At 71.7% G+C, this 21,923-nt stretch carries 23 protein-coding genes; 18 read left to right on the top strand and 5 right to left on the bottom strand.

Annotated features, from left to right (window positions below):
* The first annotated feature begins 235 nt into the window (after positions 1-235).
* Positions 236-1,093, top strand: coding sequence for a type I methionyl aminopeptidase (gene map, locus SALPAC3_RS0107650; protein ID WP_026185327.1), 858 nt, complete (start codon positions 236-238; stop codon positions 1,091-1,093).
* Positions 1,090-1,803, top strand: coding sequence for a VIT1/CCC1 transporter family protein (locus SALPAC3_RS0107645; protein WP_018220662.1), 714 nt, complete (start codon positions 1,090-1,092; stop codon positions 1,801-1,803). Before map ends, SALPAC3_RS0107645 begins: the two co-directional genes overlap by 4 nt.
* A 10-nt stretch (positions 1,804-1,813) precedes the next feature.
* On the opposite strand, the gene SALPAC3_RS0107640 is transcribed toward SALPAC3_RS0107645, so the two are convergent.
* The 3 genes from SALPAC3_RS0107640 to SALPAC3_RS0107630 all read right to left on the bottom strand — a co-directional run bounded on the left by SALPAC3_RS0107640 (position 1,814) and on the right by SALPAC3_RS0107630 (position 3,242).
* Entirely contained in the window at positions 1,814-2,284 is a 471-nt protein-coding gene (locus SALPAC3_RS0107640; RefSeq protein WP_018220661.1) for a nitroreductase family deazaflavin-dependent oxidoreductase, read from the bottom strand.
* A gap of 86 nt (positions 2,285-2,370) precedes the next feature.
* Entirely contained in the window at positions 2,371-2,814 is a 444-nt protein-coding gene (locus SALPAC3_RS0107635) for a ferritin-like domain-containing protein (RefSeq protein ID WP_018220660.1), read from the bottom strand.
* Positions 2,811-3,242, bottom strand: a complete 432-nt coding sequence (locus tag SALPAC3_RS0107630) for a hypothetical protein (protein ID WP_018220659.1) — start codon at positions 3,240-3,242, stop codon at positions 2,811-2,813. The genes SALPAC3_RS0107635 and SALPAC3_RS0107630 overlap by 4 nt, the downstream gene beginning before the upstream one ends.
* 238 nt (positions 3,243-3,480) lie before the next feature.
* On the opposite strand from SALPAC3_RS0107630, the gene rimP reads away from it, so the two are divergent.
* The 10 genes from rimP to SALPAC3_RS0107575 all read left to right on the top strand — a co-directional run bounded on the left by rimP (position 3,481) and on the right by SALPAC3_RS0107575 (position 13,342).
* Complete coding sequence (gene rimP / locus SALPAC3_RS0107625; protein ID WP_018220658.1) at positions 3,481-4,134, top strand: ribosome maturation factor RimP; 654 nt, start codon at positions 3,481-3,483, stop codon at positions 4,132-4,134.
* Complete coding sequence (gene nusA, locus SALPAC3_RS0107620) at positions 4,131-5,174, top strand: transcription termination factor NusA (protein WP_018219008.1); 1,044 nt, start codon at positions 4,131-4,133, stop codon at positions 5,172-5,174. The genes rimP and nusA overlap by 4 nt, the downstream gene beginning before the upstream one ends.
* A 15-nt stretch (positions 5,175-5,189) precedes the next feature.
* The gene (locus tag SALPAC3_RS26795; RefSeq protein WP_026185325.1) at positions 5,190-5,522 is read left to right on the top strand and encodes a YlxR family protein; all 333 of its coding nucleotides are present in this window, start codon (positions 5,190-5,192) and stop codon (positions 5,520-5,522) included.
* Between the two features lie 93 nt (positions 5,523-5,615).
* On the top strand, positions 5,616-8,618 hold the full coding sequence (gene infB, locus SALPAC3_RS0107610) for a translation initiation factor IF-2 (protein ID WP_018220657.1): 3,003 nt from the start codon (positions 5,616-5,618) through the stop codon (positions 8,616-8,618).
* A gap of 86 nt (positions 8,619-8,704) precedes the next feature.
* Entirely contained in the window at positions 8,705-8,998 is a 294-nt protein-coding gene (locus SALPAC3_RS0107605; protein WP_018220656.1) for a DUF503 domain-containing protein, read from the top strand.
* A 155-nt stretch (positions 8,999-9,153) separates the two neighbouring features.
* Entirely contained in the window at positions 9,154-9,624 is a 471-nt protein-coding gene (rbfA, locus tag SALPAC3_RS0107600) for a 30S ribosome-binding factor RbfA (protein WP_018220655.1), read from the top strand.
* Complete coding sequence (locus SALPAC3_RS0107595) at positions 9,621-10,667, top strand: DHH family phosphoesterase (protein ID WP_018220654.1); 1,047 nt, start codon at positions 9,621-9,623, stop codon at positions 10,665-10,667. The genes rbfA and SALPAC3_RS0107595 overlap by 4 nt, the downstream gene beginning before the upstream one ends.
* Positions 10,668-10,881: 214 nt before the next feature.
* The gene (locus SALPAC3_RS0107590; protein ID WP_018220653.1) at positions 10,882-11,289 is read left to right on the top strand and encodes a hypothetical protein; all 408 of its coding nucleotides are present in this window, start codon (positions 10,882-10,884) and stop codon (positions 11,287-11,289) included.
* Positions 11,289-11,498 carry a DUF6186 family protein gene (locus SALPAC3_RS0107585; protein ID WP_018219014.1) on the top strand — a complete coding sequence of 70 codons (210 nt, stop codon included), beginning with the start codon at positions 11,289-11,291 and terminating at the stop codon, positions 11,496-11,498. The genes SALPAC3_RS0107590 and SALPAC3_RS0107585 overlap by 1 nt, the downstream gene beginning before the upstream one ends.
* A gap of 515 nt (positions 11,499-12,013) precedes the next feature.
* A complete protein-coding gene (locus SALPAC3_RS0107575) occupies positions 12,014-13,342 on the top strand; it encodes an MATE family efflux transporter (protein ID WP_018220652.1) in 1,329 nt (442 codons plus the stop codon).
* 78 nt (positions 13,343-13,420) lie between these two features.
* Here the strand turns inward: SALPAC3_RS0107575 and SALPAC3_RS0107570 are convergent, their stop codons facing one another.
* Positions 13,421-13,738, bottom strand: coding sequence for a hypothetical protein (locus tag SALPAC3_RS0107570; RefSeq protein ID WP_018220651.1), 318 nt, complete (start codon positions 13,736-13,738; stop codon positions 13,421-13,423).
* Between the two features lie 101 nt (positions 13,739-13,839).
* Between SALPAC3_RS0107570 and truB the strand changes: the two genes are divergently transcribed.
* The 6 genes from truB to dapB all read left to right on the top strand — a co-directional run bounded on the left by truB (position 13,840) and on the right by dapB (position 21,178).
* A complete protein-coding gene (gene truB / locus SALPAC3_RS0107565) occupies positions 13,840-14,763 on the top strand; it encodes a tRNA pseudouridine(55) synthase TruB (protein ID WP_018220650.1) in 924 nt (307 codons plus the stop codon).
* A 38-nt stretch (positions 14,764-14,801) separates the two neighbouring features.
* Positions 14,802-15,731, top strand: coding sequence for a bifunctional riboflavin kinase/FAD synthetase (locus SALPAC3_RS0107560; RefSeq protein WP_018220649.1), 930 nt, complete (start codon positions 14,802-14,804; stop codon positions 15,729-15,731).
* 222 nt (positions 15,732-15,953) lie between these two features.
* Complete coding sequence (rpsO, locus tag SALPAC3_RS0107555) at positions 15,954-16,223, top strand: 30S ribosomal protein S15 (protein ID WP_018219020.1); 270 nt, start codon at positions 15,954-15,956, stop codon at positions 16,221-16,223.
* Between the two features lie 233 nt (positions 16,224-16,456).
* Positions 16,457-18,820 (top strand): polyribonucleotide nucleotidyltransferase, encoded by a 2,364-nt coding sequence (locus SALPAC3_RS0107550; RefSeq protein WP_018220648.1) that lies wholly within the window; start codon positions 16,457-16,459, stop codon positions 18,818-18,820.
* A 93-nt stretch (positions 18,821-18,913) separates the two neighbouring features.
* Entirely contained in the window at positions 18,914-20,260 is a 1,347-nt protein-coding gene (locus tag SALPAC3_RS0107545; protein WP_018220647.1) for a M16 family metallopeptidase, read from the top strand.
* A gap of 144 nt (positions 20,261-20,404) precedes the next feature.
* On the top strand, positions 20,405-21,178 hold the full coding sequence (dapB, locus tag SALPAC3_RS0107540) for a 4-hydroxy-tetrahydrodipicolinate reductase (protein WP_018220646.1): 774 nt from the start codon (positions 20,405-20,407) through the stop codon (positions 21,176-21,178).
* 114 nt (positions 21,179-21,292) lie between these two features.
* On the opposite strand, the gene SALPAC3_RS0107535 is transcribed toward dapB, so the two are convergent.
* Positions 21,293-21,889 (bottom strand): GNAT family N-acetyltransferase, encoded by a 597-nt coding sequence (locus tag SALPAC3_RS0107535; RefSeq protein WP_018220645.1) that lies wholly within the window; start codon positions 21,887-21,889, stop codon positions 21,293-21,295.
* Positions 21,890-21,923: the final 34 nt, after the last annotated feature.

The following is a 21,923-nucleotide window of genomic DNA, read 5'->3' as shown; positions in this document are numbered from 1 at the left end:
CGGGTACGGCGGATCACCGTACGTGAGAGAGAGGTTGGGTTCCGCGCCACCGCTCCGCCGGGCGTTGCCGAGCGCCCGGCGCTGGCCCGTCCGGATCGGGCCTGGTCACCGCAGTCAGGATGCGGCCGGGGCGGGCAGTGGGGCAAATCATTTCGGGCGGCTTGTGGCCGTCCGCACCGGCCCGGAGCGCGATGGGCACCACGCGGTGTCCAGGTCGCGGAGTTAGGCTTGCGCCATGACCGTCCGTGCACCACTGACTCCCGGCACGCTCTCTCCCTGGCGACAGGTGCCCGCCCACATTCCCCGACCGGAGTACGTGGGCAAGAAAGAGCCCAAACAATGGCGTGGCTCACACGTGCAGACACCGGAGACCATCGAGCGGATGCGGGCCGCCGGGCGGTTGGCGGCGCAGGCCATCGCGCTCGCGGGCGAACACTGCAAGCCGGGGGTCTCCACCGACGAGATCGACAAGGTGGTGCACGAGTTCCTCTGCGACCACGGCGCCTACCCGTCAACGCTGGGCTACCGGGGGTTTCCCAAGTCCTGCTGCACCAGCCTGAACGAGGTGATCTGCCACGGCATCCCCGACTCGACGGTGCTTCAGGACGGCGACATCATCAACGTCGATGTCACTGCCTTCCTCGACGGGGTGCACGGCGACACCGATGCCACCTTCTGTGTGGGTGAGGTGAGCGAGGAGGTCCGGTTGCTGGTCGAGCGGACCCACAAGGCGACGATGCGCGGCATTCGGGCGGTCGCCCCCGGTCGGCAGATCAACGTGATCGGTCGGGTGATCGAGTCGTACGCGAAGCGCTTCGGCTACGGCGTGGTGCGTGACTTCACCGGGCACGGCATCGGCGAGGCCTTCCACAGCGGGCTCTATGTGCCGCACTACGACAGCCCGCGGCCCACCGACGTGATGGAGCCGGGCATGACCTTCACCATCGAGCCGATGATCACCCTCGGCACCTACCAGTACGACATGTGGGATGACGGCTGGACCGTGGTGACCAAGGACCGGAAGTGGACCGCCCAGTTCGAGCACACGATTCTCGTGACCGACGACGGTTACGAGATTCTCACCCTGCCGTGACCGAGACCCCGGCGGCGCTACGGGAGGCACACCACGCGGACGTCTCCGGCGGCTGGCTGCGACCTGCGGTTTTCGGGGCGATGGACGGACTGGTCACCAACATCGCCCTGATCGCGGGGGTGGGGGGTGGCGGGGCGTCGGCGCGTGCCGTGCTCCTCACCGGCACCGCTGGCCTGGTCGCCGGCGCCATCTCCATGGGGCTGGGGGAGTACACCAGCGTCCGGTCGGCCAACGAACAGGTTGCCGCGGAGGTGGCCAAGGAGCGGCGGGAGCTGGAACGGCACCCCGAGGTCGAGGCGCGCGAACTGGCGGACACCTGGGTGGCCCGCGGCCTGCCCCGGGAGCTCGCGACGCAGGTCGCGGAGGTGGTGCGGCGTAATCCGGAGGAGGCGCTGCGGGTGCACGTCCGGGAGGAGTTGGGCGTCAACCCGGACGACCAGCCGAGCCCGTGGGCGGCGGCCCTCTCGTCGTTTGTCTGCTTCTCCGTCGGCGCCCTGGTGCCGCTGCTGCCCTACCTGCTCGGCAGCACCAGTCTCTGGCTGGCGCTCGGCGTCGGCGGCCTCGGCCTCTTCCTGGCCGGCGCGATCGTCGCCCGGTTCACCAGCCGGCGCTGGTGGGCGGCGGGCCTGCGTCAGCTGCTGCTGGGTGGCCTCGCCGCCGCCGCGACCTTCGGGATCGGCACCCTGATCGGTGTCCAGGGCGGGCTGTAGGAGGAGCCGGTTATCCGGCGACGGGCACCAGCCGGAACATGTGGATCTTGCGGTCGCCGGCCCGCTGCACGTAGGTCTGGTAGGCCGGCCACTCGGTCACCAGCAACTGCCAGAGTCGGTCCCGCTCGGCGCCCTCGGGCGTGTCGGCGCGTACCCGAAACCGGCGCCCCTTGATGTCCACCTCGGCGTGGGGGCTGGCGAGCAGGTTCAACGCCCAGGCGGGCTGGTGGGTCTGTCCCCAGTTCGACCCGACCACCACGTAGCCGTCTCCGTCCGGCACGTACAGCAGGGGGTTGCTCCGGGGCTGGCCGGAGCGACGGCCGGTCGTGGTGATGACCAGCGACGGGAGAAGCCCGAGGGCGATCACCCGCCCGCGGCTGAGCCGCCCGACCGCGCGGTCAACCGGGACGAGGAGCCGGGCGGCGGTGCTGAACCAGCGGTGGTGGCCGACCCGGCGGGTGAGGGAACCCAGAATGGACATGGGAGCATTCTGCCGACCTGCGGCCCCAGCGGTCGACCCGAGGAACGCATCCACCGCGACCCGGGGGCACACCGTCGCCGAACGGGTCAGGCGGTCCTTCCGGGGAAGGGCGTGGTCAGGGGGGTGTTCCCGGCGGTTCGCCGCCAGCGGGTGGCCCGCACCGCACAGTCAACCAGCGCCGCGAGCGCACGTTCCCGTTCGGCGCCGTTGGTGGCGGCCACCGCCGCCTGCCAGAATCCCGCCGTGCGTTCCTCGACGTCAACGGCGAGCCGGAGGGCGCTCGCCTCGTCGGTGACGGGGAACGGCAGGGCGTAGCCGGCCTGGTCGGCTGGGAGGCTGTCACCTGCGTCGGTGAGGTGCAGCACCAGGTCGTCTCGACGGCGCCGGTGCGCCGCCTCGGCGTCGCGGGCCGCCTCCTGGTCAGGGCCGGTCAGGCGTACGCCGATCGGGCCGTAGGCCCAGATGGCGGCGTATTCGGCGGTCAGGGCGGCGGCGTGGGCGGAGATCGCGCCCGGGGTGGGGGTGTTCACTGCAGCGCCTCCAGGTGGCTGGCGCGGGCGGCGGCGATGCTGGCGAGCAGCGCGGCCCGCTCGGCCGGTGCGGCCAGGCAGGCCCGGGTGGCCGACTCGCCGGCTGCCCGCTCGCGTTCGCGTAGCCCGGTGAGGGTCGCGTCGGAGTTGGCGGGGGTGCTGCTGGTCGGGGTGGCCGACGGTAGGGCCACCTTGGTGATCCGGGCGAGCTCCGCCGCGTGCGCGGCGTGCGCTTCGGTGATCGGCGTCAGCCGCCCGGCCAGCGTGGGGTGCGTCGTGGCGGCGTCCCGGTAGGCCGCGGCGAGCACGAGCGCCTCGTCCACCATGGGGGCGAGTGGGTCGGGGGGTGGTTCCTGGTTGAACAGGTCACAGCCGGTGAGCGACGGTACGGCGCCACCGAGAGTCAGGAGGGCGCCTACTCGTAGCACTCTTCGTCGGGAATGTCTCATTGTTCCGTCCGGAAGTGGGTCCGGCTGCGTCGTTTTGCCCATCACCGTCCAAGTCAACACCATGTTGGCCACCTCCGCGTTGTCCGGAGTCGGTGCGCCGGCCCATCCGACTGGCGGGCAGCGCGTTACGCTCTGCGCAACCACCGGCGCGTCCGCCCCGGTGGCGTGTGGCTATGGCGACCGACCGGGCGCCGCCAACAGCAGATAGGGGCGCTAGATGAGCCAGCGTGGCCGGGCCACCGGGCCGACGGGGCGACCGCGGCGTACGGGTGGCCAGCGCAGCGCCGGTCGGGTCGGCCGCGGCGGTGATCTCGCCAGCCGGCGGGCTCGGTTGCACGAGGTCGTCGAACCAGTCATCGGTGCGGCCGGATACGACCTGGAGGAGCTGTCGATCTCCCGGGCCGGCCGGCGCCACGTGGTGCAGGTGATTGTCGACGCCGATGGCGGTATCGACCTGGACGGCGTCGCCGACGTCTCGCGGGCCGTCTCCGCCGCCCTGGACGCCGCTGAGGAGGAGCGCGGGGACCTCGTCGCCGGCGAGTACCAGCTTGAGGTCAGCTCGCCGGGCGTGTCCCGCCCGCTCACCCTCCCTCGACACTGGCGGCGGAACGCGGGCCGTCTGGTCCGGGTCATGGTGCGGGGTGGGCCGGACGTTGGCGACCGCCAGGTGACCGGCCGGGTGGTCGAGGTGGACGATGAGCAGGTGGTGTTGGAGACCGACGCCGGCCGGACGGGGTGGCGCTACGCCGAGTTGGGCCCAGGACGGGTGCAGGTCGAGTTCACCCGCCCGGGCGAGGCGGATGGCGCTGACGGCGCCGACGAGGCCGGCGATTTCGACGACGACGATGATGTGGAGGGCGAGGAGCGGTGAACATCGACCTCGCGGCGCTGCGCGCACTGGAGCGTGAGCGGGAAATCCCGTTCGACACGATCCTCGCGGCGATTGAGACCGCGCTGCTGACGGCGTACCGGCACACCGAGGGCGCGCAGCCGCACGCCCGGGTGGAGATCGACCGTAAGACGGGTGCGGCCTTGGTCTTCGCCCAGGAGGTGGAGCCCGACGGCGGTGTGGTGCGGGAGTGGGACGACACCCCGCACGACTTCGGTCGGATCGCGGCGATGACCGCCAAACAGGTGATTCTTCAGCGGCTGCGGGAGGCCACCGACGAGGTGCACTTCGGCGAGTATGTGGGCCGGGACGGGGACCTGGTGACCGGGGTGGTCCAGGCGCACGAGGCGCGTGCCGAGAAGGGCATCGTCAGCGTGGACCTGGGCAAGCTGGAGGGGGTGCTGCCCCAGTCCGAGCAGGTCCCCGGTGAGCAGTACGCGCACGGCGAGCGGGTGCGCTGCGTCGTGGTGCACGTGGCCAAGGGCGTACGCGGTCCACAGGTGACCCTGTCCCGCTCGCACCCGGCGTTGGTGAAGAAGCTCTTCGCCCTCGAGGTGCCGGAGATCGCCGACGGCACGGTGGAGATCACCGCGATCGCCCGTGAGGCAGGTCACCGCACGAAGATCGCTGTCCGCTCCACCGCGGCGGGGGTGAACGCCAAGGGCGCCTGCATCGGGCCGATGGGGCAGCGGGTGCGGGCGGTCATGGGTGAGCTGCACGGGGAGAAGATCGACATTATTGACTGGTCGGAGGATCCGGCTGCCTTCGTCGGTAATGCGCTCTCGCCAGCCAAGGCTCTCCGGGTGGAGGTGGTTGACCTGGCCTCCCGTACCGCCCGGGTGACGGTGCCGGATTTCCAACTTTCACTGGCTATCGGGCGAGAAGGGCAGAATGCCCGGCTTGCCGCCCGACTGACTGGTTGGCGGATCGATATCCGCTCCGACGTCGAGCCGGCCCGTCCGGCGGGTGACGCGGATGTCGATCACGTCCCGGAGCCGGGCCGCGCGATCTCCGGGGGCTAGGGGTAGACTTTCCCAGTGGTACGACGCGCGCTGCCGGAGCGCACCTGTGTGGGTTGCCGGTCTCGAGCGTCAACCAAGGAACTGCTGCGGGTTGTCGCGGTGGGTGACGGGGCTGGTCACAGCCTCCGTCCCGACCCAGCCCGCAGGATGCCGGGTCGGGGGGCGCACGTGCACCCAGACCCGGCCTGCTTCACGCAGGCGGTGCGGCGTCGTGCTTTCGGGCGGGCGTTGCGCGTCACCGGGGTCCCCGACCATGGTGAGCTTGTGAAGCATCTCGATGCGCCAGCCACGACGTCCGGCCAACCCGACCGGACGCGGGTCGCTAGCAAGGTAGGACGACCGACATGAGCACACGATGAAGTCGCAGAAATGACCAGGCTTCAAGTGCACGAGTGAGGTCGCTGCGGGTGCTGCCCGCACGACCTCGGAATGAGGAGTGCAGTGGCAGGAAAGGCCCGCGTACACGAGCTCGCCAAGGAGCTCGGGGTCGAAAGCAAGACCGTTCTCGCCAAGCTCAAGGAGATGGGCGAGTTCGTGAAGTCCGCGTCCAGCACGGTCGAGGCGCCGGTCGCCCGACGGCTGCGTAACGCGTTCGTCAACAACACCGGCTCGCCCGCGCCGGCAGCTCCGCCGGCGGCGACCCCGCCGACCCCGACCCCGACTCCGACCCCTCCCCGGACCCCGACCCCGGCGCCGCCCCCGGGCGGGCCCCGCGTCACGGCCAAGCCCATGCCGCCGCGGCGGCCGGGTGCACCGACGCCCGGCCCGAAGCCCAAGGGCCCGGTTCCGGGTCCGCCGCAGTCCGCGACCCCGGCCGCCAAGCCGGCGAGCGCTCACGACATCGAGGTGGCGGCCGCCGAGGCGCGTGCCGCCGCGCTGAAGGCCGAGCAGGAAGCCGCGGTCAAGGCCGCGCAGGCTGCCCGGCAGCAGCAGCGGGAGAACGTCCGGCGGGAGCCGCCCACCGAGGGTGGTCCGCGCCCGGGTCCCCGCCCCGGCCCCGGCACGATGCCGCCCCGGCCCGGCTCTCCGGCCGCCGGACGTTCCGGCGGGCCCACTCCGGGCCCCGGTCCCCGGTCCGGCGGTCGTCCGCCGGCGCGCGGCGCCGGTAACAACCCGTTCGGCATCCAGGGCGGCCAGCAGCGTCCCCCGGCCGCCGGTGCAGGTGGCCCGCGGCCGAGCCCGGCCTCCATGCCGCCGCGGCCGAGCCCGGCCTCCATGCCGCCGCGGCCGAGCCCGGCCTCCATGCCGAGCCAGCGTCCCGGCCGCCCCGGCGGTCCCGGCTCCGGCCGTCCCGGTTCCGGCGCCGGCCGCCCCGGTGGCGGCGGTGGTGGTGGCTACCGCGGCGGCCCCGGTGGTGGCGGCGGCGGTGGTTACCGCGGCGGCCCCGGTGGCGGCGGCCCCGGTGGCGGTGGCGGCGGCGGTGGCTACCGCGGCGGCCCCGGTGGTGGCGGCGGTGGTTTCCGCGGCGGCCCGGGTGGCGGCCGTCCCGGTGGCGGCGGCCGTGGCCGCGGTGGCGGTGCCGCGGGTGCCTTCGGGCGTCCCGGTGGTCGGCCGACCCGCGGTCGCAAGTCGAAGAAGCAGCGCAGACAGGAGTTCGACAACCTGTCGGCCCCGACCATGTCCTCGGGTGCGCCCCGGGGGCAGGGTCAGACCGTCCGGTTGTCCCGCGGCGCCTCGCTGTCGGACTTCGCCGACAAGATCAACGCCAACCCGGGTTCGCTGGTCCAGGAGATGTTCAACCTGGGCGAGATGGTGACCGCGACCCAGTCCTGCTCCGACGACACCCTGCTGCTGTTGGGTGAACACCTGGGCTTTGTCGTCCAGATCGTCAGCCCGGAGGACGAGGACCGCGAGCTGCTCGCGCAGTTCAACATCGACCTGGACGCCGAGGTGGCGGAGGACCGTCTGGTCAGTCGGCCGCCGGTGGTTACCGTCATGGGCCACGTCGACCACGGTAAGACGAAGCTTCTGGACGCGATCCGGAAGGCGAACGTGGTGGCCGGCGAGGCGGGTGGCATCACCCAGCACATCGGCGCCTACCAGGTCCACGTCCCGCACGAGGACCAGGACCGGGCGATCACCTTCATCGACACCCCCGGTCACGAGGCGTTCACCGCCATGCGTGCCCGTGGCGCCCAGGTCACCGACATCGTGATCCTGGTCGTCGCGGCCGACGACGGGGTGATGCCGCAGACGATCGAGGCGTTGAACCACGCCAAGGCGGCCGACGTGCCGATCGTGGTGGCGGTCAACAAGGTCGACAAGCCGGACGCCAACCCGGACAAGGTCCGCCAACAGCTGACCGAGTACGGACTGGTCGCCGAGGAGTACGGCGGCGACACCATGTTCGTCAACGTGGCGGCCAAGCCCGGTACCGGGATCGACAGCCTGCTCGAGGCGGTGCTGCTGACCGCGGACGCGTCGCTGGAGTTGACCGCTCCGACCGACGGCCCGGCGCAGGGTGTGGCGATCGAGGCGCACCTGGACAAGGGCCGGGGCGCGGTGGCGACGGTGCTGGTGCAGAAGGGCACCCTGCGGGCGGGCGACTCGATCGTCGCCGGTGGGGCGCACGGCCGGGTTCGGGCGATGCTCGACGAGAACGGCAACCAGGTCGCCGAGGCGGGTCCATCTCGCCCGGTGCTGGTGCTGGGTCTGACCGCGGTGCCGGGGGCGGGCGACACGTTCCTGGCCGCCGAGGACGACCGCACCGTGCGGCAGATCGCCGAGCAGCGGCAGGCGCGGCGGCGGGCGGCGGCGTTCGCCAACTCCCGTGGTCGGGCCACCCTCGAGACGCTCATGGAGCAGCTCAAGGCGGGCGAGAAGACCTCGCTCAACCTGGTGCTCAAGGGCGACGTCTCCGGTTCCGTGGAGGCGCTCGAGGATGCCCTGTTCAACCTCGACATCCCCGAGGAGGTCCAGCTACGGATCATCCACCGGGGCGTTGGGGCGATCACCGAGAGCGACGTCATGCTCGCGAGCGCCTCGTCGGAGGCGGTCACGATCATCGGCTTCAACGTGCGGGCCGCCAACAAGGTCCGCGAGATGGCCGACCGCGAGGGCGTGGAGATGCGGTACTACACCGTCATCTACCAGGCCATCGAGGAAATCGAGGCGGCGCTCAAGGGCCTGCTCAAGCCGGAGTACGAGGAGGTCGAGCTGGGCACCGCGGAGGTCCGCGAGGTGTTCCGTTCGTCCAAGGTCGGCAACATCTCCGGTTGCATCGTCCGGTCGGGTCTGCTCCGACGCAACGCCAAGGCCCGGCTGCTGCGCGACGGCGCGGTGGTGGCGGACAACGTCACCATCAGTTCGCTCAAGCGGTTCAAGGACGACGCGACCGAGGTGCGCGAGGGCTTCGAGTGTGGTCTGACCCTGGCCGGTTTCAACAACGTCCAGGTCGGCGACGTGATCGAGACCTTCGAGATGCGGGAGAAGGCGCGCGCCTGATCCGGTAGGGACACAGGTCAAGGGGTTTACGCCAGACGGCGTAAACCCCTTGATCATGTCCGGCTTCGTCCGTAGTCTCCGGGACGATGTTCACCGGAACCGCGGTATTCGACCTTCTCCTGCCGGGCGACTCCCGGTCGCTGAAGGCCAAGAGGTCCTATGTTCGGCCGATCGTGTCGGCGCTGCGCCGCGTCGAGGTCTCCACCGCCGAGGTGGGGGCGCTCGACCTGCACGGGCGGGCGGAGATCGGCGTCGCGGTGGTGGCCGCGACAGCGGCGCACGTACGCGAGGTGCTCGACTCGTGTGAGCGCCTGGTCGCCACCCGTCCCGAGGTTGAACTGTTGTCGGTGCGGCGGCGACTGTACGGCGCGGACGACTGATCCACTGGCGTCGCTGCGGGGCTGCTCGGTGGGCGGTCACCGCACCGGCGACGTACGGGCGGACCGGCGGCGCGGGTAGTGTTCATGGTGATGGCCGGCGGCTTGGGCACTCCTGGTGCCCGGCGGCCGGGAGCGGTACGCCTGGAGGTGGCGAGATGTCGGATCCGGCCAAGGTGCGCCGGCACGCGGAGCGGGTGCGTGAGCTGGTGGCGTCGGTGGTACGTAGCCAGATCAAGGATCCCCGGCTTGGCATGATCACCATCACGGATGCGCGGATCACCGCTGACCTCCGCGACGCCACGGTCTTCTACACGGTGCTCGGCGACGCGGCTGCCCAGGCGAGCACCGCGGCGGCGCTGGAAAGCGCCAAGGGCATGTTGCGCAGCACCGTTGGGAAGGCGCTGGGGCTGCGCCACTCGCCGACGCTTACTTTCGTCCTGGACGATGTTCAGGACCAGGTCAAGCACATCGACGACCTGCTCGCCCAGGCCCGCCACGCGGATGCCGAGGTGCAGCGCCTCGCCACCCGGGCCGAGTACGCGGGTGAGGCCCAGCCGTACCGGCTGGAAGAGGAGCCCGAGGCCGCCGGGGACGAGGTGCTGCCGCCGGGCGGAGAGCAGCGGTGACCGATTCCGCCGCCGGGGCGCGGTCCGCGCCGGCGGAGGTCGACTGGGCGGCGGCGGTGGCCGCGGTCCGGGCAGTGCCGGCCGCGGGGCGGGTGCTGCTGGTCTGTCATGTGAACCCGGACGGCGACGCGCTCGGCAGCATGCTCGGCTTCGCTCTCGGCCTGCGTTGGCTCGGTCTGCGACAGGTGCAGGCCACCTTTCCCGGCCCGCCGCAACTCCCGGAGCCGCTGCGCGGGCTGCCCGGTGAGCAGTTACTCGTTCCGGCGGCGGAGGCGGTTGCCGATCCGGACCTTCTGATCAGCTTCGACGCGGCGAGCGAGTCCCGGTTGGGGGAGCTGGCTGACCGGTTGACGACCGCCGGCAACACGTTGGTGCTCGACCATCACGCGTCGAACCCCGGCTTCGGTGCGATCAATCTGGTTGACCCGCGGGCGGCGGCCACCGCGGTGCTCGTGGACGAGCTGCTCAATCGGCTGGGGGTGCCGCTCGATGCGGAGATCGCGGAGTGTCTCTACGTGGCGTTGACCACCGACACCGGTTCGTTCCGGTACGCGGCCACCACCGCGGCGGTGCACCGCTTCGCGGCCCGGCTACTCGCCACGGGCATCCGTCCCGGTGAGATCTCTCGGCGCGTCTTCGACACCCGCCCGTTCGGTGCCGTGCGGCTCTACGCCGAGGTGCTCGGTCGGGCCCAGCTGGAGCCGGCCGCTGCGGGCGGTCACGGCCTGGTGTGGACCTGGGCGAGCCAGGAGGACCTGGCCCGGCACGGGCAGCCGGCGTACGTGCTGGAGGCGCTGATCGATTCGGTGCGGTGCACGGCGGAGGCCGACGTGAGCTGCGTGGTGAAGCAGACCGCCGACGGCGAGTGGGCGGTGTCGTTGCGGAGCAAGGGCGCGGTGGACGTGAGCCGGGTGGCGATGGCGTTGGGCGGCGGAGGGCACCGGCTCGCCGCCGGCTTCACCGGCCGGGGCAGCGCCGACGAGGTGGTGGAGGCCGTCCGGCGGGAGCTGGCCGAGGCGCTACTCGCCCCGACCGGCGGTTGAGGGGTGGCCTCGCGGTGTCGGTCTGGTCAACCCCGCGGTGTCGGTCTGGTCGGCTTCGCGGCAACGGTCGGGTAGCCCTGCGGTAGCCGTCAGGTCAGCCCTGCGGTCTACTGCTGGCTGGCCTGTCGGCTGATGATCTGTCGGACAAAGTTCAGGGTCGGCTTACGGGGTGTTCGGTCTTCCCGCCGTTGGTGACGGTGGGCAGAATTGCGGAATGGAACAGCCCTGTGACCTGACCATCGAGGCGCCGCGCGCCTGGGATCGTCCCGCTGTCACCGTGCCGGTGCTCGTCTGCCTGTCGTTGGTGGGTGGCCGGTTTCCCTCCTTCTCGATGGAGGCGAATCTGTGGACGCTCGGCACCGGTGGTGTCTTGATCTGGCTTGGCCTGGGTAACCGGGTGCCCCGGCGACCCGCACCGGTTCGGCTGGACGGGGGTGCGGTGTGGTGGACGTTGCCGGTGGTGGTGTTTGTGGTCTTCGAGGGGGCCACCTTCGTGGCCGCTGCCGGTGATGATTTCCCGACCTTCTCCCGGCTGGCGGATCCACTGCTGGAGGACGGGGTGATCCGTTCAGCGGGTTGGCTGGCCTGGTTGTCCGCGTTCTGGGGGATGGTGCGGCGATGATGCGGACGCTGGCGATCGGCGGTTTCCTGGTGGCGGTGGCGCTCTTTGTCGCGGTGGAGTTGGCAGCCCGCCGGGAGGGGTCCCGCATCCCCACCCTGGGTGAGGTCTGCGCGTACGTCATGCGGTACGAGGTCGGCTCGGTGCCGGTCGGCCGGATTGGGCTCTTCGGCTTCTGGTGGTGGCTGGGCTGGCACTTCCTGGCTCGTTGAGGTGCCGCTTCCGCGCTGGCCGACCACCGGCCTTCGGAGCTCTGGCTCCGCCCGGATGGTGGGAACAGCCGGCGGTGGGTGGACCTGAACGATAGCTTGGACATTGACCGATGCCGTGCTGACGGTGCTGGTCGTGAGCGGTGGGGCCGTACCCGGCGTCGTCGCTCTCCAGGGTCGGACCGACCCGGGCTCGATGCTTCGTGCGCCGCTCCGGCGACCCCGGACGTCCGCGGGTGGCAGACCTTGCCCGTGAGTTCCACCGCTGCCTTGGTGGCTCGCGCCCTGGAAGGGGTTTCCCATGCCGAACAAGCCCAAGCCCGACACCGCGGACGAGGCACGTGAGCAACTGCGCCGTGCCCTGCAGACCTCGATGGACACGCGCCAGTGACGTCGCCGAGCAGCTGACGCCCTCCCCGACGGGCGGCGCTGCCCGCCCGTCGTCCGGCGCCACTGATCGCCGGTAAGTGACTAGCCCGGTTGCGGTCCTTACCGAGCCCGTGTCAGGATCGGCGACGATGAACCCGCCGTCCGCCCCCGCAACCCGCTCCGCCTCGCCCCGCCGGATCGCCGCGCTCGCCCTGCCCGCCCTCGTGGTGCTCGCCGCAGAGCCGCTGTACGTGCTGGTCGACACGGCGGTGGTGGGACACCTCGGCCGGGTCCCGCTCGCCGCGTTGGCGATCGGCGGCACCGTGCTGACGCTCATCGCCTGGCTGGGCACGGTCGTCGCCTATGGCACCACCGGGCGCTCCGCCCGGCGGTTCGGGGCTGGTGACCGCACCGCCGCCGTTGCCGAGGGGGTCCAGGCCTCCTGGCTCGCGCTCGCGGTAGGGGTCTTCGTCGCGGTCGGCATGCAGGCCGGTGGCGGCGTACTCGCCCGTGCCCTCGTCGGGGCGGACAACGAGGTGGCGGAGGCCGCCGCGCAGTGGCTGCGGATCGCCGCCCTCGGCGCACCGGGGCTGCTCCTGGCCGCTGCTGGCAACGGCTGGCTGCGGGGTGTCCAGGACACCCGCCGGCCGCTGTGGTTCGTGCTCGGCCCGAGCCTGCTCTCCGCGGTGCTCTGCCCGGTGCTGGTCTATCCCGTCGGGCTCGGCCTGCCCGGATCGGCGGTGGCCAACGTCGTGGCGCAGACGATCTCTGGTGTGCTCTTCGCCGGGGCGCTGGTCGCCGAGCGGGTGGCCCTCCGCCCCCGGCCCCGGGTCCTCGCCCAGCAGCTTGTGCTCAGTCGGGACCTGCTCATCCGCGGCGTCGCCTTCCAGGCGAGTTTTCTCTCCGCCACCGCGGTGGCCGCCCGCTTCGGCGCGGCGGCGGTCGGCGCCCATCAGATCGTCCTGCAACTCTGGTTCTTCACCGCCCTGGTGCTCGACGCGCTCGCCATCGCCGCGCAGGCCCTGGTCGGCGCCGCGCTGGGGGCCGACGACGCGGCCGGCGCCCGTGGACTGGCCCGCCGGATCGGGTTGCTCGGCGCCGGCTGCGGTGTGGCGTTCGCGCTGGTCATCGCCGCTGGCGCCGGGGTCGTCCCGGGCTGGTTCAGCGCCGATGGGCAGGTCCGCGACGAGGCGATGGTGGCCTGGCCCTGGTTCGTCGCGATGTTGCCGCTGGCAGGCGTCGTCTTCGCCCTGGACGGGGTGTTGATCGGCGCGGGGGACATCCGCTACCTGCGGAACCTCACGATCGTGGCGGCGTTGGGGGGATTTCTGCCGGCCATCTGGTTGGCGTACGGACTGGACCTCGGACTCGGTGGGATCTGGGCCGGACTCACCTTCTTCGTGGTGCTCCGGTTGGCCGCCCTGCTGCTGCGCCTGCGCTCCGGTCGCTGGGCGGTCGTCGGTGCCACCCGGGCCTGAGTCGCCGGCGTGGTCGGAGCCTGAGTCTTCGGAGTGGGTCCGGGCCGCCGACCGCAGCGTGCGGGAGTGGAGCGCCGGCTAGGACGAGGCCATGCCCAGCAGGGCGTAGGTGGCCATCACCAGCCCCAGGGCCACGGCGAAGGAGACGATGAAGCCGGCTAGCTTCATCGTGTTCGGGAAGCGTTGGTACAGCCGGCGTCGGCCCTGCCACACCTGCCACCGCCGGCGCAGGGCGGCGGCACCCGGGAGCGCGAGCAGCGCCGCGGCGATCCGGTCCACAGTCGTGCGCCGCGGGGGCGGTGGGTCGAGCATCCAGGAGGGGAGGCTGGGCGGCTGCTCCGGTTGGTGCAGTCGGGGAAATCGCTGCCGGTCCTGATTCTGGTGCTGGCGTGACATTGCCTAACCCTCCCGTGGTTGATCAGCCCATTGGTAGCAGCCGGTGTCAATGCGATCGTCGTGGTGCAGGTGGGTGGTCTGGTTGTCCGGGTGGCGTCCCGGTGTCGGCCTGGCCGGCCCGTCTGGCAGGCTTGGCGGTCGTGAGCGCAGACGGACTGATCGTGGTCGACAAGCCCGGCGGCATGACATCGCACGACGTGGTGGCACGGGTGCGCCGGCTGGCCCGGACCCGGCGGGTCGGGCACGGTGGCACACTCGATCCGATGGCGACCGGGGTCCTGGTCCTCGGCGTGGGGCGAGCCACCCGGTTGCTGACCTACGTCATTGGGGCCGGCAAGAGCTACGCCGCCACGATTCGGCTGGGGCAGGCGACGGTAACCGACGATGCCGAGGGGGATGTGATCTCCAGCACGCCGGCTGGTCTGGTAACCGACGAGGCGGTCCGGGCCGTGCTGGCAGCGCAGACCGGTGCGGTGGACCAGGTGCCCAGCGCGGTCAGCGCTATCAAGATCGACGGTCAGCGGGCGTACCGCCGGGTTCGGGAGGGGGCCAGCGTTGACCTGCCGCCCCGGCGGGTCACCATCTCCCAGCTCGACGTGCGGGCACTGCGGCGCGACAAGCCGGACGTGGTGGACGTGGATGTGGACGTCACCTGCTCCTCCGGCACGTATGTGCGGGCGATCGCCCGGGACGCCGGCCAGGCGCTCGGCGTCGGCGGGCACCTCACCGCGCTACGGCGTACCGCCGTGGGCGGTTTCACCCTCGCTGAGGCCGCTACCCTCGATGACCTGGAGCGCCGGGCACCCGAGGTGGTCACGCTCTCCCTCGCGGCGGCGGCCGATCGGTTCTTCCCGCGCCGGGAGGCGACCGCCGAGGAGGAGCGGGTGCTCTCGCACGGCGGTCCGTTGGACCCGGCGGGGATCGACGGCCCGTACGCCGTCTTCGGCCCGGCGGGCGGGTTGGTCGCTATCGTCAGCGAGCGGGCCGGTCGGGCCCGTGCCGAGATCGTGCTGGCCCCGGCCTGACGGCGCGGCGGTCGGGACAGCGACAGGGGAGGAGCGTTATGCAGCGGTGGCGGGGGTACGACGCGGCGCCCGGCGGCTGGGGGCGGTCGGTCGTCACCATCGGCGTCTTCGACGGCGTGCACCGGGGGCACCAGGCGATCATCGGGCACGCGGTGGCGCGGGCTCGCGAACTCGGCGTCAGGTCGGTGGTGGTCACCTTCGATCCGCACCCCGCCGAGGTGGTCCGTCCGGGTTCGCACCCGGCGGTGCTCACCGAGCCGGCCCGGAAGGCCGAGCTGATCGAGGCGCTCGGCGTGGACGTGCTCTGTGTGGTGCCGTTCACCCCAGACTTCTCCCGGCTGTCGGCAGAGGCGTTCGCGCACGACGTTCTGGTCGAGCACCTACATGCCGCGCTGGTCGTGGTGGGGGAGAACTTCCGGTTCGGGCATCGGGCCGCGGGAGACGTGGCGTTGCTGGAGCAGCTCGGTCGGACGTTCGGTTACGCCGTCGAGGGGGCACCCCTGGTGGCCGAGGCGGGGACGATCTTCTCCTCCACGTACATCCGTTCGTGCGTCGCCGCCGGAGACGTGGTGGCCGCTGCCAGCGCGTTGGGGCGGCCGCACCGGCTGGAGGGCGTGGTGGTCCGCGGCGACCGGCGCGGTCGCGAGCTGGGCTTTCCCACCGCCAACCTGCTCTGCCACCGGTACGCCGCGATCCCGGCCGACGGGATCTACGCCGCCCGCCTGGTGCGGCGGGGGCAGCGGGAGCCGCTGCTGGCGGCGGTGTCGGTCGGCACGAACCCGACCTTCTCCGGCCAGGAACGGCGGGTCGAGGCGTACGTGCTCGACTTCGACGCGGACCTGTACGGCGAGCGGCTGGCCCTGGACTTCGTGGCGCACCTGCGTGGGCAGGTCCGCTACGACTCGATTGAGCCGTTGGTGGCCCAGATGGCCGAGGACGTCGAACGTACCCGCCAAGCCTTGGGATGATCACGGAAAGTGATCGGGTTCGACACCCCGGTCCGCCCCTGGTCCGGAGTTTCGGACTGGCTGGTACCCTGACAGGGACGTCGGCCGACCGACGTGGGTCCTGGCATGCCTGCACGACGCCGCGGGTGCGAGGACCGTCCGCCGCCGGGCTTCGCCCGGCCATCCGGGCGAGGCCCAACCGGGCGGACACGATACCGATCAACCCACCGAAACAGGGAGAACATGGCGCTCGACCAGCAGGACAAGGCCAAGATCCGCGAGGAGTACGCGACCGTCGAGGGTGACACCGGTTCGCCGGAGGTGCAGGTCGCCGTCCTCACCAAGCGGATCGCGGGCCTGACCGAGCACCTGAAGGTGCACAAGCATGACCACCACAGCCGCCGTGGGCTGCTGCTGCTGGTCGGCCGCCGCCGTCGGCTGCTCAACTACGTGCAGAAGAAGGACATCAACCGCTACCGGTCGCTCATCGAGCGGCTCGGTCTGCGCCGGTGACGTGACGGGGGAGTGGCCGAACGGCCGCTCCCCCGCTCCGGTTCACCGCCAGAAACTCCGAAATCAGGGCCGCACGACCCCCCGACCACCGGGAGCCGGTCAGCGCACCGGTCTCCGGTAGTGGCCTCCGGGCATCCGGCACCTCGCCGATCCGCCCGGGCGCTTCGATCGAAGACCGGCCGTCTGAGCAGCTGCGCGTCGCGGTCCGTAGACGCGAAGGAGCGCAACCACAGATGACCGAGAGCAACCTCGGTACCCAGTCTCGTACCGCCACGATCGACAACGGGGCCTTCGGCACCCGTGTGATCACCTTCTCCACCGGCCGGCTGGCCCGTCAGGCCGCCGGCTCCGTCGTCGCCCAACTCGGCGAGACGGTCGTCCTCTCCGCCACCACCGCCGGTCGGCAGCCGAAGGAGCACTTCGACTTCTTCCCGCTGACCGTCGACGTCGAGGAGCGGATGTACGCGGCGGGCCGGATCCCCGGTTCGTTCTTCCGCCGGGAGGGGCGCCCCAGCGAGGACGCGATCCTCACCTGCCGGCTGATCGACCGGCCGCTGCGTCCCTCGTTCGTCAAGGGCCTGCGCAACGAGGTCCAGGTCGTCGAGACCGTCCTGGCGCTCGACCCCAGCCACCCGTACGACGTGGTGGCGATCAACGCCGCCTCGATGTCGACGAAGCTCTCCGGCCTGCCGTTCTCCGGCCCGATCGGGGCGACCCGGATGGCCCACATCGACGGCTCCTGGGTTGCCTTCCCGACCCACGAGGAGCTGGAGCGCGCCACCTTCGACATGGTGGTCGCCGGTCGCGCCCTGCCCGACGGCGACGTCGCGATCATGATGGTCGAGGCGGAGGCCACCGAGCACACCGCGAAGCTGGTCGCCGACGGCGCCTCCGCGCCGACCGAGGAGGTCGTGGCGAGCGGGCTGGAGGCAGCCAAGCCGGCCATCCGTGAACTGTGCCGTGCGCAGAGCGAGCTGGCCGAGGTGGCGGCGAAGCCGGTCGCCGAGTTCCCGGTCTTCCTCGACTACGCCGATGACGCGTACGACGCGGTCACGGAGCTGGCCCGGGAGGATGTGGCTGAGGCCCTGAAGATCGCCGGCAAGGCCGACCGTGAGGAGGCCCTGGACCGGATCAAGGCCCGGGTGGTCGAGGAGCTCGGCCCGCGCTTCGAGGGTCGGGAGAAGGAGCTCTCCGCCGCGCTGCGGTCGCTGACCAAGTCCGAGGTCCGCAACCGGGTGCTGCGCGAGCAGGTCCGCATCGACGGCCGCGGCCCGCGGGACATTCGCCCGCTGACCGCCGAGGTCGGGATCCTGCCCCGGGTGCACGGCTCGGCGCTCTTCGAGCGGGGCGAGACCCAGATCATGGGCGTCACCACGCTGAACATGCTCCGGATGGAGCAGTCCCTGGACACGCTCTCCCCGGAGAAGTCCAAGCGTTACATGCACAACTACAACTTCCCGCCGTACTCGACCGGGGAGACCGGCCGGGTGGGCTCGCCGAAGCGGCGGGAGATCGGCCACGGCGCGCTCGCCGAGCGGGCCCTGATCCCGGTGCTGCCCTCGCGCGAGGAGTTCCCGTACGCGATCCGGCAGGTCTCCGAGGCGCTCGGCTCCAACGGCTCGACCTCGATGGGCTCGGTCTGCGCCTCGACGCTCGGCCTGCTCTCCGCCGGGGTACCGCTGAAGGCGCCGGTCGCCGGTATCGCCATGGGTCTGATCTCCGACGAGGTCGAGGGTAAGACCCGGTACGTGACGCTGACCGACATCCTCGGCGCCGAGGACGCCTTCGGCGACATGGACTTCAAGGTCGCCGGTACGCCGGACTTCGTCACCGCGCTGCAGCTCGACACCAAGCTCGACGGCATCCCGTCGGACGTGCTCGCCGCGGCGCTTCAGCAGGCCTACGAGGCCCGGCAGACGATCCTGCAGGTGATGCAGGCGGCGATCGAGGCGCCGGCCACGATGAGTGACTACGCGCCTCGGGTCACCACCGTCAAGATCCCGGTGGACAAGATCGGCATGGTGATCGGCCCGAAGGGGCAGACGATCAACGCCATCCAGGACGAGACGGGCGCCGAGATCTCGATCGAGGACGACGGCACCATCTACGTCGGTGCGACCAACGGCCCGGCGGCGCAGGCCGCGGTCGAGCGGATCAACGGGATCGCGAACCCGACCCTGCCGAAGATGGGCGACCGCTTCCTCGGCACGGTGGTCAAGACCGCCGCCTTCGGCGCGTTCGTCTCGCTGCTTCCCGGCCGCGACGGTCTGCTGCACATCTCCAAGGTGGGCGACGGCAAGCGCGTCGAGAAGGTCGAGGACTTCCTCAACGTCGGTGACAAGGTCGAGGTGGAGATCGCCGACATCGACCAGCGGGGCAAGATCTACCTGGACAAGGTGCGCCCGGAGGGCGCCGAGGCCCCGGCGGAGGGCGCCGGCGAGCGGCCGGCGGGTCGGGACCGGGGCGACCGGGGACCGCGCGACCGCGGTGACCGCGAGCGCGGTGGCCGGGGCCCGGACCGCGGCGACAGCGGCGACCGTGGCGACGGCGGTGAGGGCGGCGAGTCGCGTCCGCGCCGTCGTACCCGGCGCAGCTGACCGTCGGACCAACGCACCATCCACCCCTCGTCGAACCGGGAGCCCTTCGTGAGCCGGACTGTCTCCGTACCGTCCACACCGGAACGACGGGGGGTGGCCGCGTTTCGGGGCGCTCCCGGCGGCGCGGCCAGCCGCGCCGTAACCCGTACGCTCAGCGATGATCCGCTGGGTGGCACGGTCCGCCGGACCGTGCTCCCCAGCGGGCTGCGGGTCCTCACCGAGGCCATTCCCGCGATGCGCAGCGTCTCGTTCGGCATCTGGGTGTCGGTCGGCTCCCGGGACGAGACCGGCCCCCAGTCCGGTGCCGCCCACTTCCTTGAGCACCTGCTGTTCAAGGGGACACGTCAGCGGTCGGCACTGGAGATCTCGTCGGCGATCGAGGCGGTCGGCGGCGAGACCAACGCCTTCACCACGAAGGAATACACCTGCTACTACGCGCGGGTCCTCGACGACGATCTACCCCTCGCCATCGACGTGATGTGCGACCTGGTCGCCGACTCGGTGCTGACGCCGGAGGACGTGGAGGTCGAGCGGGGCGTGATCCTCGAGGAGATCGCCATGCACGACGACGAGCCCGGCGACGAGGTGCACGACCTCTTCGCCCGGGCCGTCTACGGTGAACACCCGCTCGGCCGGCTGATCTCGGGGACGGAACAGACGGTCACCCCGATGACCCGGCGACAGATCCAGAGCTTCTACCGGCGGCACTACACCCCGCCCCGGATCGTCATCGCCGCCGCGGGGAACCTTGATCACTCCAGCGTGGTCAAGCTGGTCCGGCAGGCGCTGCGGGGCACACCGCTGGACACCGACCCGGCGGCGCCCGCTACCTACCGGAGCGCCACCCCGGCGGTACGCACGCAACCGGCGACCACCCTGGTTGGGCCGAAGGAGACCGAGCAGGCGCACGTCGTCCTTGGCTGTACCGGCATCGATCGGCGGGATGAGCGTCGGTTCGCCCTCGGGGTGCTGAACAACATCCTCGGCGGCGGCATGTCCAGCCGGCTCTTCCAGGAGATTCGCGAGCAGCGGGGGTTGGCCTACTCGGTCTACTCTTACGCCAGCCAACACGCCGACAGCGGCCTGTTCTCCGTCTACGCCGGCTGCGCCCCGGGTCGAGCCAACGAGGTGCTGGAGTTGATCCGCGCGGAGCTGGCCCGGATGGCCGCCGACGGACTCACCACAGCCGAGCTGGCCCGGGGCAAGGGCATGAGCAAGGGCGCGTTCGTGCTGGGCCTGGAGGACAGTGGTTCCCGGATGAGCCGGCTGGCCAAGGGGGAGCTGCTCTACGGCGAACTGATGCCGGTCGACACCTTGTTGGCCCAGGTGGACGCGGTCACCCTGGCCGACGTGAACGCGCTCGCCGCAGAGCTGCTGAGGCGCCCGATGTCGCTGGCGGTGGTGGGTCCGTTCGGCGAGTCCGACTTCCCGCCGGAGTGACCCCGACCACCCCTGCCTGACCGCCTCCGCCCGACCACCTCCGCATCGCCGCCCCAGCCGGAGCGCCGGCACCCGGGTTCCGGGTCGCGGTCCATCGGGCTACCCCGGCGATGCCCGTGTCCCGGTTGGGATAGGTTGTCGGCTGTGACTGACGAGCAGGACAAGAGCGCGGACGAGCCGCTCCGGGTCGGTGTGCTGGGCGCCCGTGGCCGGGTGGGCATCGAGGTGTGCAAGGCGGTGGACGCGGCCCCCGACATGGAGTTGGTGGCCATGGTTGACCAGGGCGACTGGTTGTTCAACGCCTCCGACGCCGGAGCCGAGGTGATCGTCGACTTCACCACCCCTGACGTGGTCATGGACAACCTGCACTGGTGCATTGACCAGGGCATCAGTGCCGTGGTCGGCACCACGGGTTTCACCGAGGCGCGGCTGGAGCGGATGCGCGGCTGGCTGGCCCGGAAGCCGGGGGTGGGCGTGGTCGTCGCCCCCAACTTCGGCATCGGGGCGGTACTGATGATGCAGTTCGCCGAACGGGCCGCCCGCCACTTCGAGTCAGTCGAGATCATCGAGCAGCATCACCCGCGCAAGCTGGACGCGCCGAGCGGTACCGCGACGCACACCGCGCGCCTGATCGCGGCGGCCCGCGCCGCCGCCGGTCAAGGCCCGGCACCGGACGCCACCCGGGACGAGGTGGCCGGTGCCCGCGGCTGCGACATCGACGGTGTACGCGTGCACTCGGTCCGCGCCACCGGCCTCGTCGCCCACCAGGAGGTGCTCTTCGGCGCCGCCGGCGAGACGCTGACCATCCGGCACGACTCGTACGACCGAGCCTCCTTCATGCCCGGCGTGCTGCTGGCTGTCCGCGAGGTGCGCAACCGGCCCGGCCTGACGGTCGGCCTGGACGCCCTGCTCGACTGAGCGGATCGTCCCGCACCGGCGGTGAACCGGGCCGCCCGGGAGCCGGGAACCGGGCCGCCCGGGAGCCGGGAACCGGGCCGCCCGGGGTCGCGGGGCCGTCCGGAGGTTGGGTCGTCAGGGAGTCGGATCGTCCGGGAGTTGGGTCGGTTCCGCGGGGACCGCGACGTGTAGTCGTAACTGGGCGACCAGCATGTCGTCCACGTCCAACGCGCGGGTCGCCCCGTCCGGCTCCCACCCGGTGCCGGTCAGAAACCCCCGGGTCGCCGCGTCGGCATCGAACGCCCACGCCACCGCGCGGGTGAACCCGTCATCACGCCAGTGGTCCACCGCTGCGGCGAGTAGCCGACTGCCGTGCCCGCGCCGGCCCCAGCGCGGCTCCACCAGCAGGTCGGTGACCGCGACGACCTTCGGACCCAGCGCTTCGGCGGGTTCACCGGGCGCCTGGGCCTCGGCGTCGGCCGGGCCGGAGGCGGCGAATCCCACCAGATACGATTGCTCGGCCTGTTCGACGGCGACCAGCACCCGGTGGGCGGCCGAGGGCGGCTCTTGCACCGCTGCGGTCCACCGCTGGGCCAGCCACGCCTCGTCGAGGTTCGCGAGCACCTGCCGGGGCAGGATGCGGCGGTACGCGACCCGCCAGGTTGCGAGTTGGATGCGTGCGATATCGCCGGCGTCCTGCGGACGCGCCGGGCGGACGTACCCGAGAGCCATGGCACGAAAGCCTACGCAGGGTGGAGGAGGCGAC

The sequence above is a fragment of the Salinispora pacifica DSM 45544 genome, from assembly GCF_000378845.1.
GTDB classification, from domain to species: Bacteria; Actinomycetota; Actinomycetes; order Mycobacteriales; family Micromonosporaceae; genus Micromonospora; species Micromonospora pacifica.
Note: the sequence above shows the minus strand (reverse complement) of the source record. Positions and strands in the feature narration are given on the sequence as shown.

Excerpts from the sequence above, each read along its gene's own strand:
- map (WP_026185327.1), top strand. The coding sequence starts at position 236 with ATGACCGTCCGTGCACCACTGACTCCCGGCACGCTCTCTCCCTGGCGA.
- SALPAC3_RS0107640 (WP_018220661.1), bottom strand. The coding sequence starts at position 2,284 with ATGTCCATTCTGGGTTCCCTCACCCGCCGGGTCGGCCACCACCGCTGG.
- rimP (WP_018220658.1), top strand. The coding sequence starts at position 3,481 with ATGAGCCAGCGTGGCCGGGCCACCGGGCCGACGGGGCGACCGCGGCGT.
- SALPAC3_RS0107605 (WP_018220656.1), top strand. The coding sequence starts at position 8,705 with ATGTTCACCGGAACCGCGGTATTCGACCTTCTCCTGCCGGGCGACTCC.
- rbfA (WP_018220655.1), top strand. The coding sequence starts at position 9,154 with ATGTCGGATCCGGCCAAGGTGCGCCGGCACGCGGAGCGGGTGCGTGAG.
- SALPAC3_RS0107590 (WP_018220653.1), top strand. The coding sequence starts at position 10,882 with ATGGAACAGCCCTGTGACCTGACCATCGAGGCGCCGCGCGCCTGGGAT.
- SALPAC3_RS0107585 (WP_018219014.1), top strand. The coding sequence starts at position 11,289 with ATGCGGACGCTGGCGATCGGCGGTTTCCTGGTGGCGGTGGCGCTCTTT.
- SALPAC3_RS0107575 (WP_018220652.1), top strand. The coding sequence starts at position 12,014 with ATGAACCCGCCGTCCGCCCCCGCAACCCGCTCCGCCTCGCCCCGCCGG.
- SALPAC3_RS0107570 (WP_018220651.1), bottom strand. The coding sequence starts at position 13,738 with ATGTCACGCCAGCACCAGAATCAGGACCGGCAGCGATTTCCCCGACTG.
- SALPAC3_RS0107560 (WP_018220649.1), top strand. The coding sequence starts at position 14,802 with ATGCAGCGGTGGCGGGGGTACGACGCGGCGCCCGGCGGCTGGGGGCGG.
- rpsO (WP_018219020.1), top strand. The coding sequence starts at position 15,954 with ATGGCGCTCGACCAGCAGGACAAGGCCAAGATCCGCGAGGAGTACGCG.
- SALPAC3_RS0107550 (WP_018220648.1), top strand. The coding sequence starts at position 16,457 with ATGACCGAGAGCAACCTCGGTACCCAGTCTCGTACCGCCACGATCGAC.
- SALPAC3_RS0107535 (WP_018220645.1), bottom strand. The coding sequence starts at position 21,889 with ATGGCTCTCGGGTACGTCCGCCCGGCGCGTCCGCAGGACGCCGGCGAT.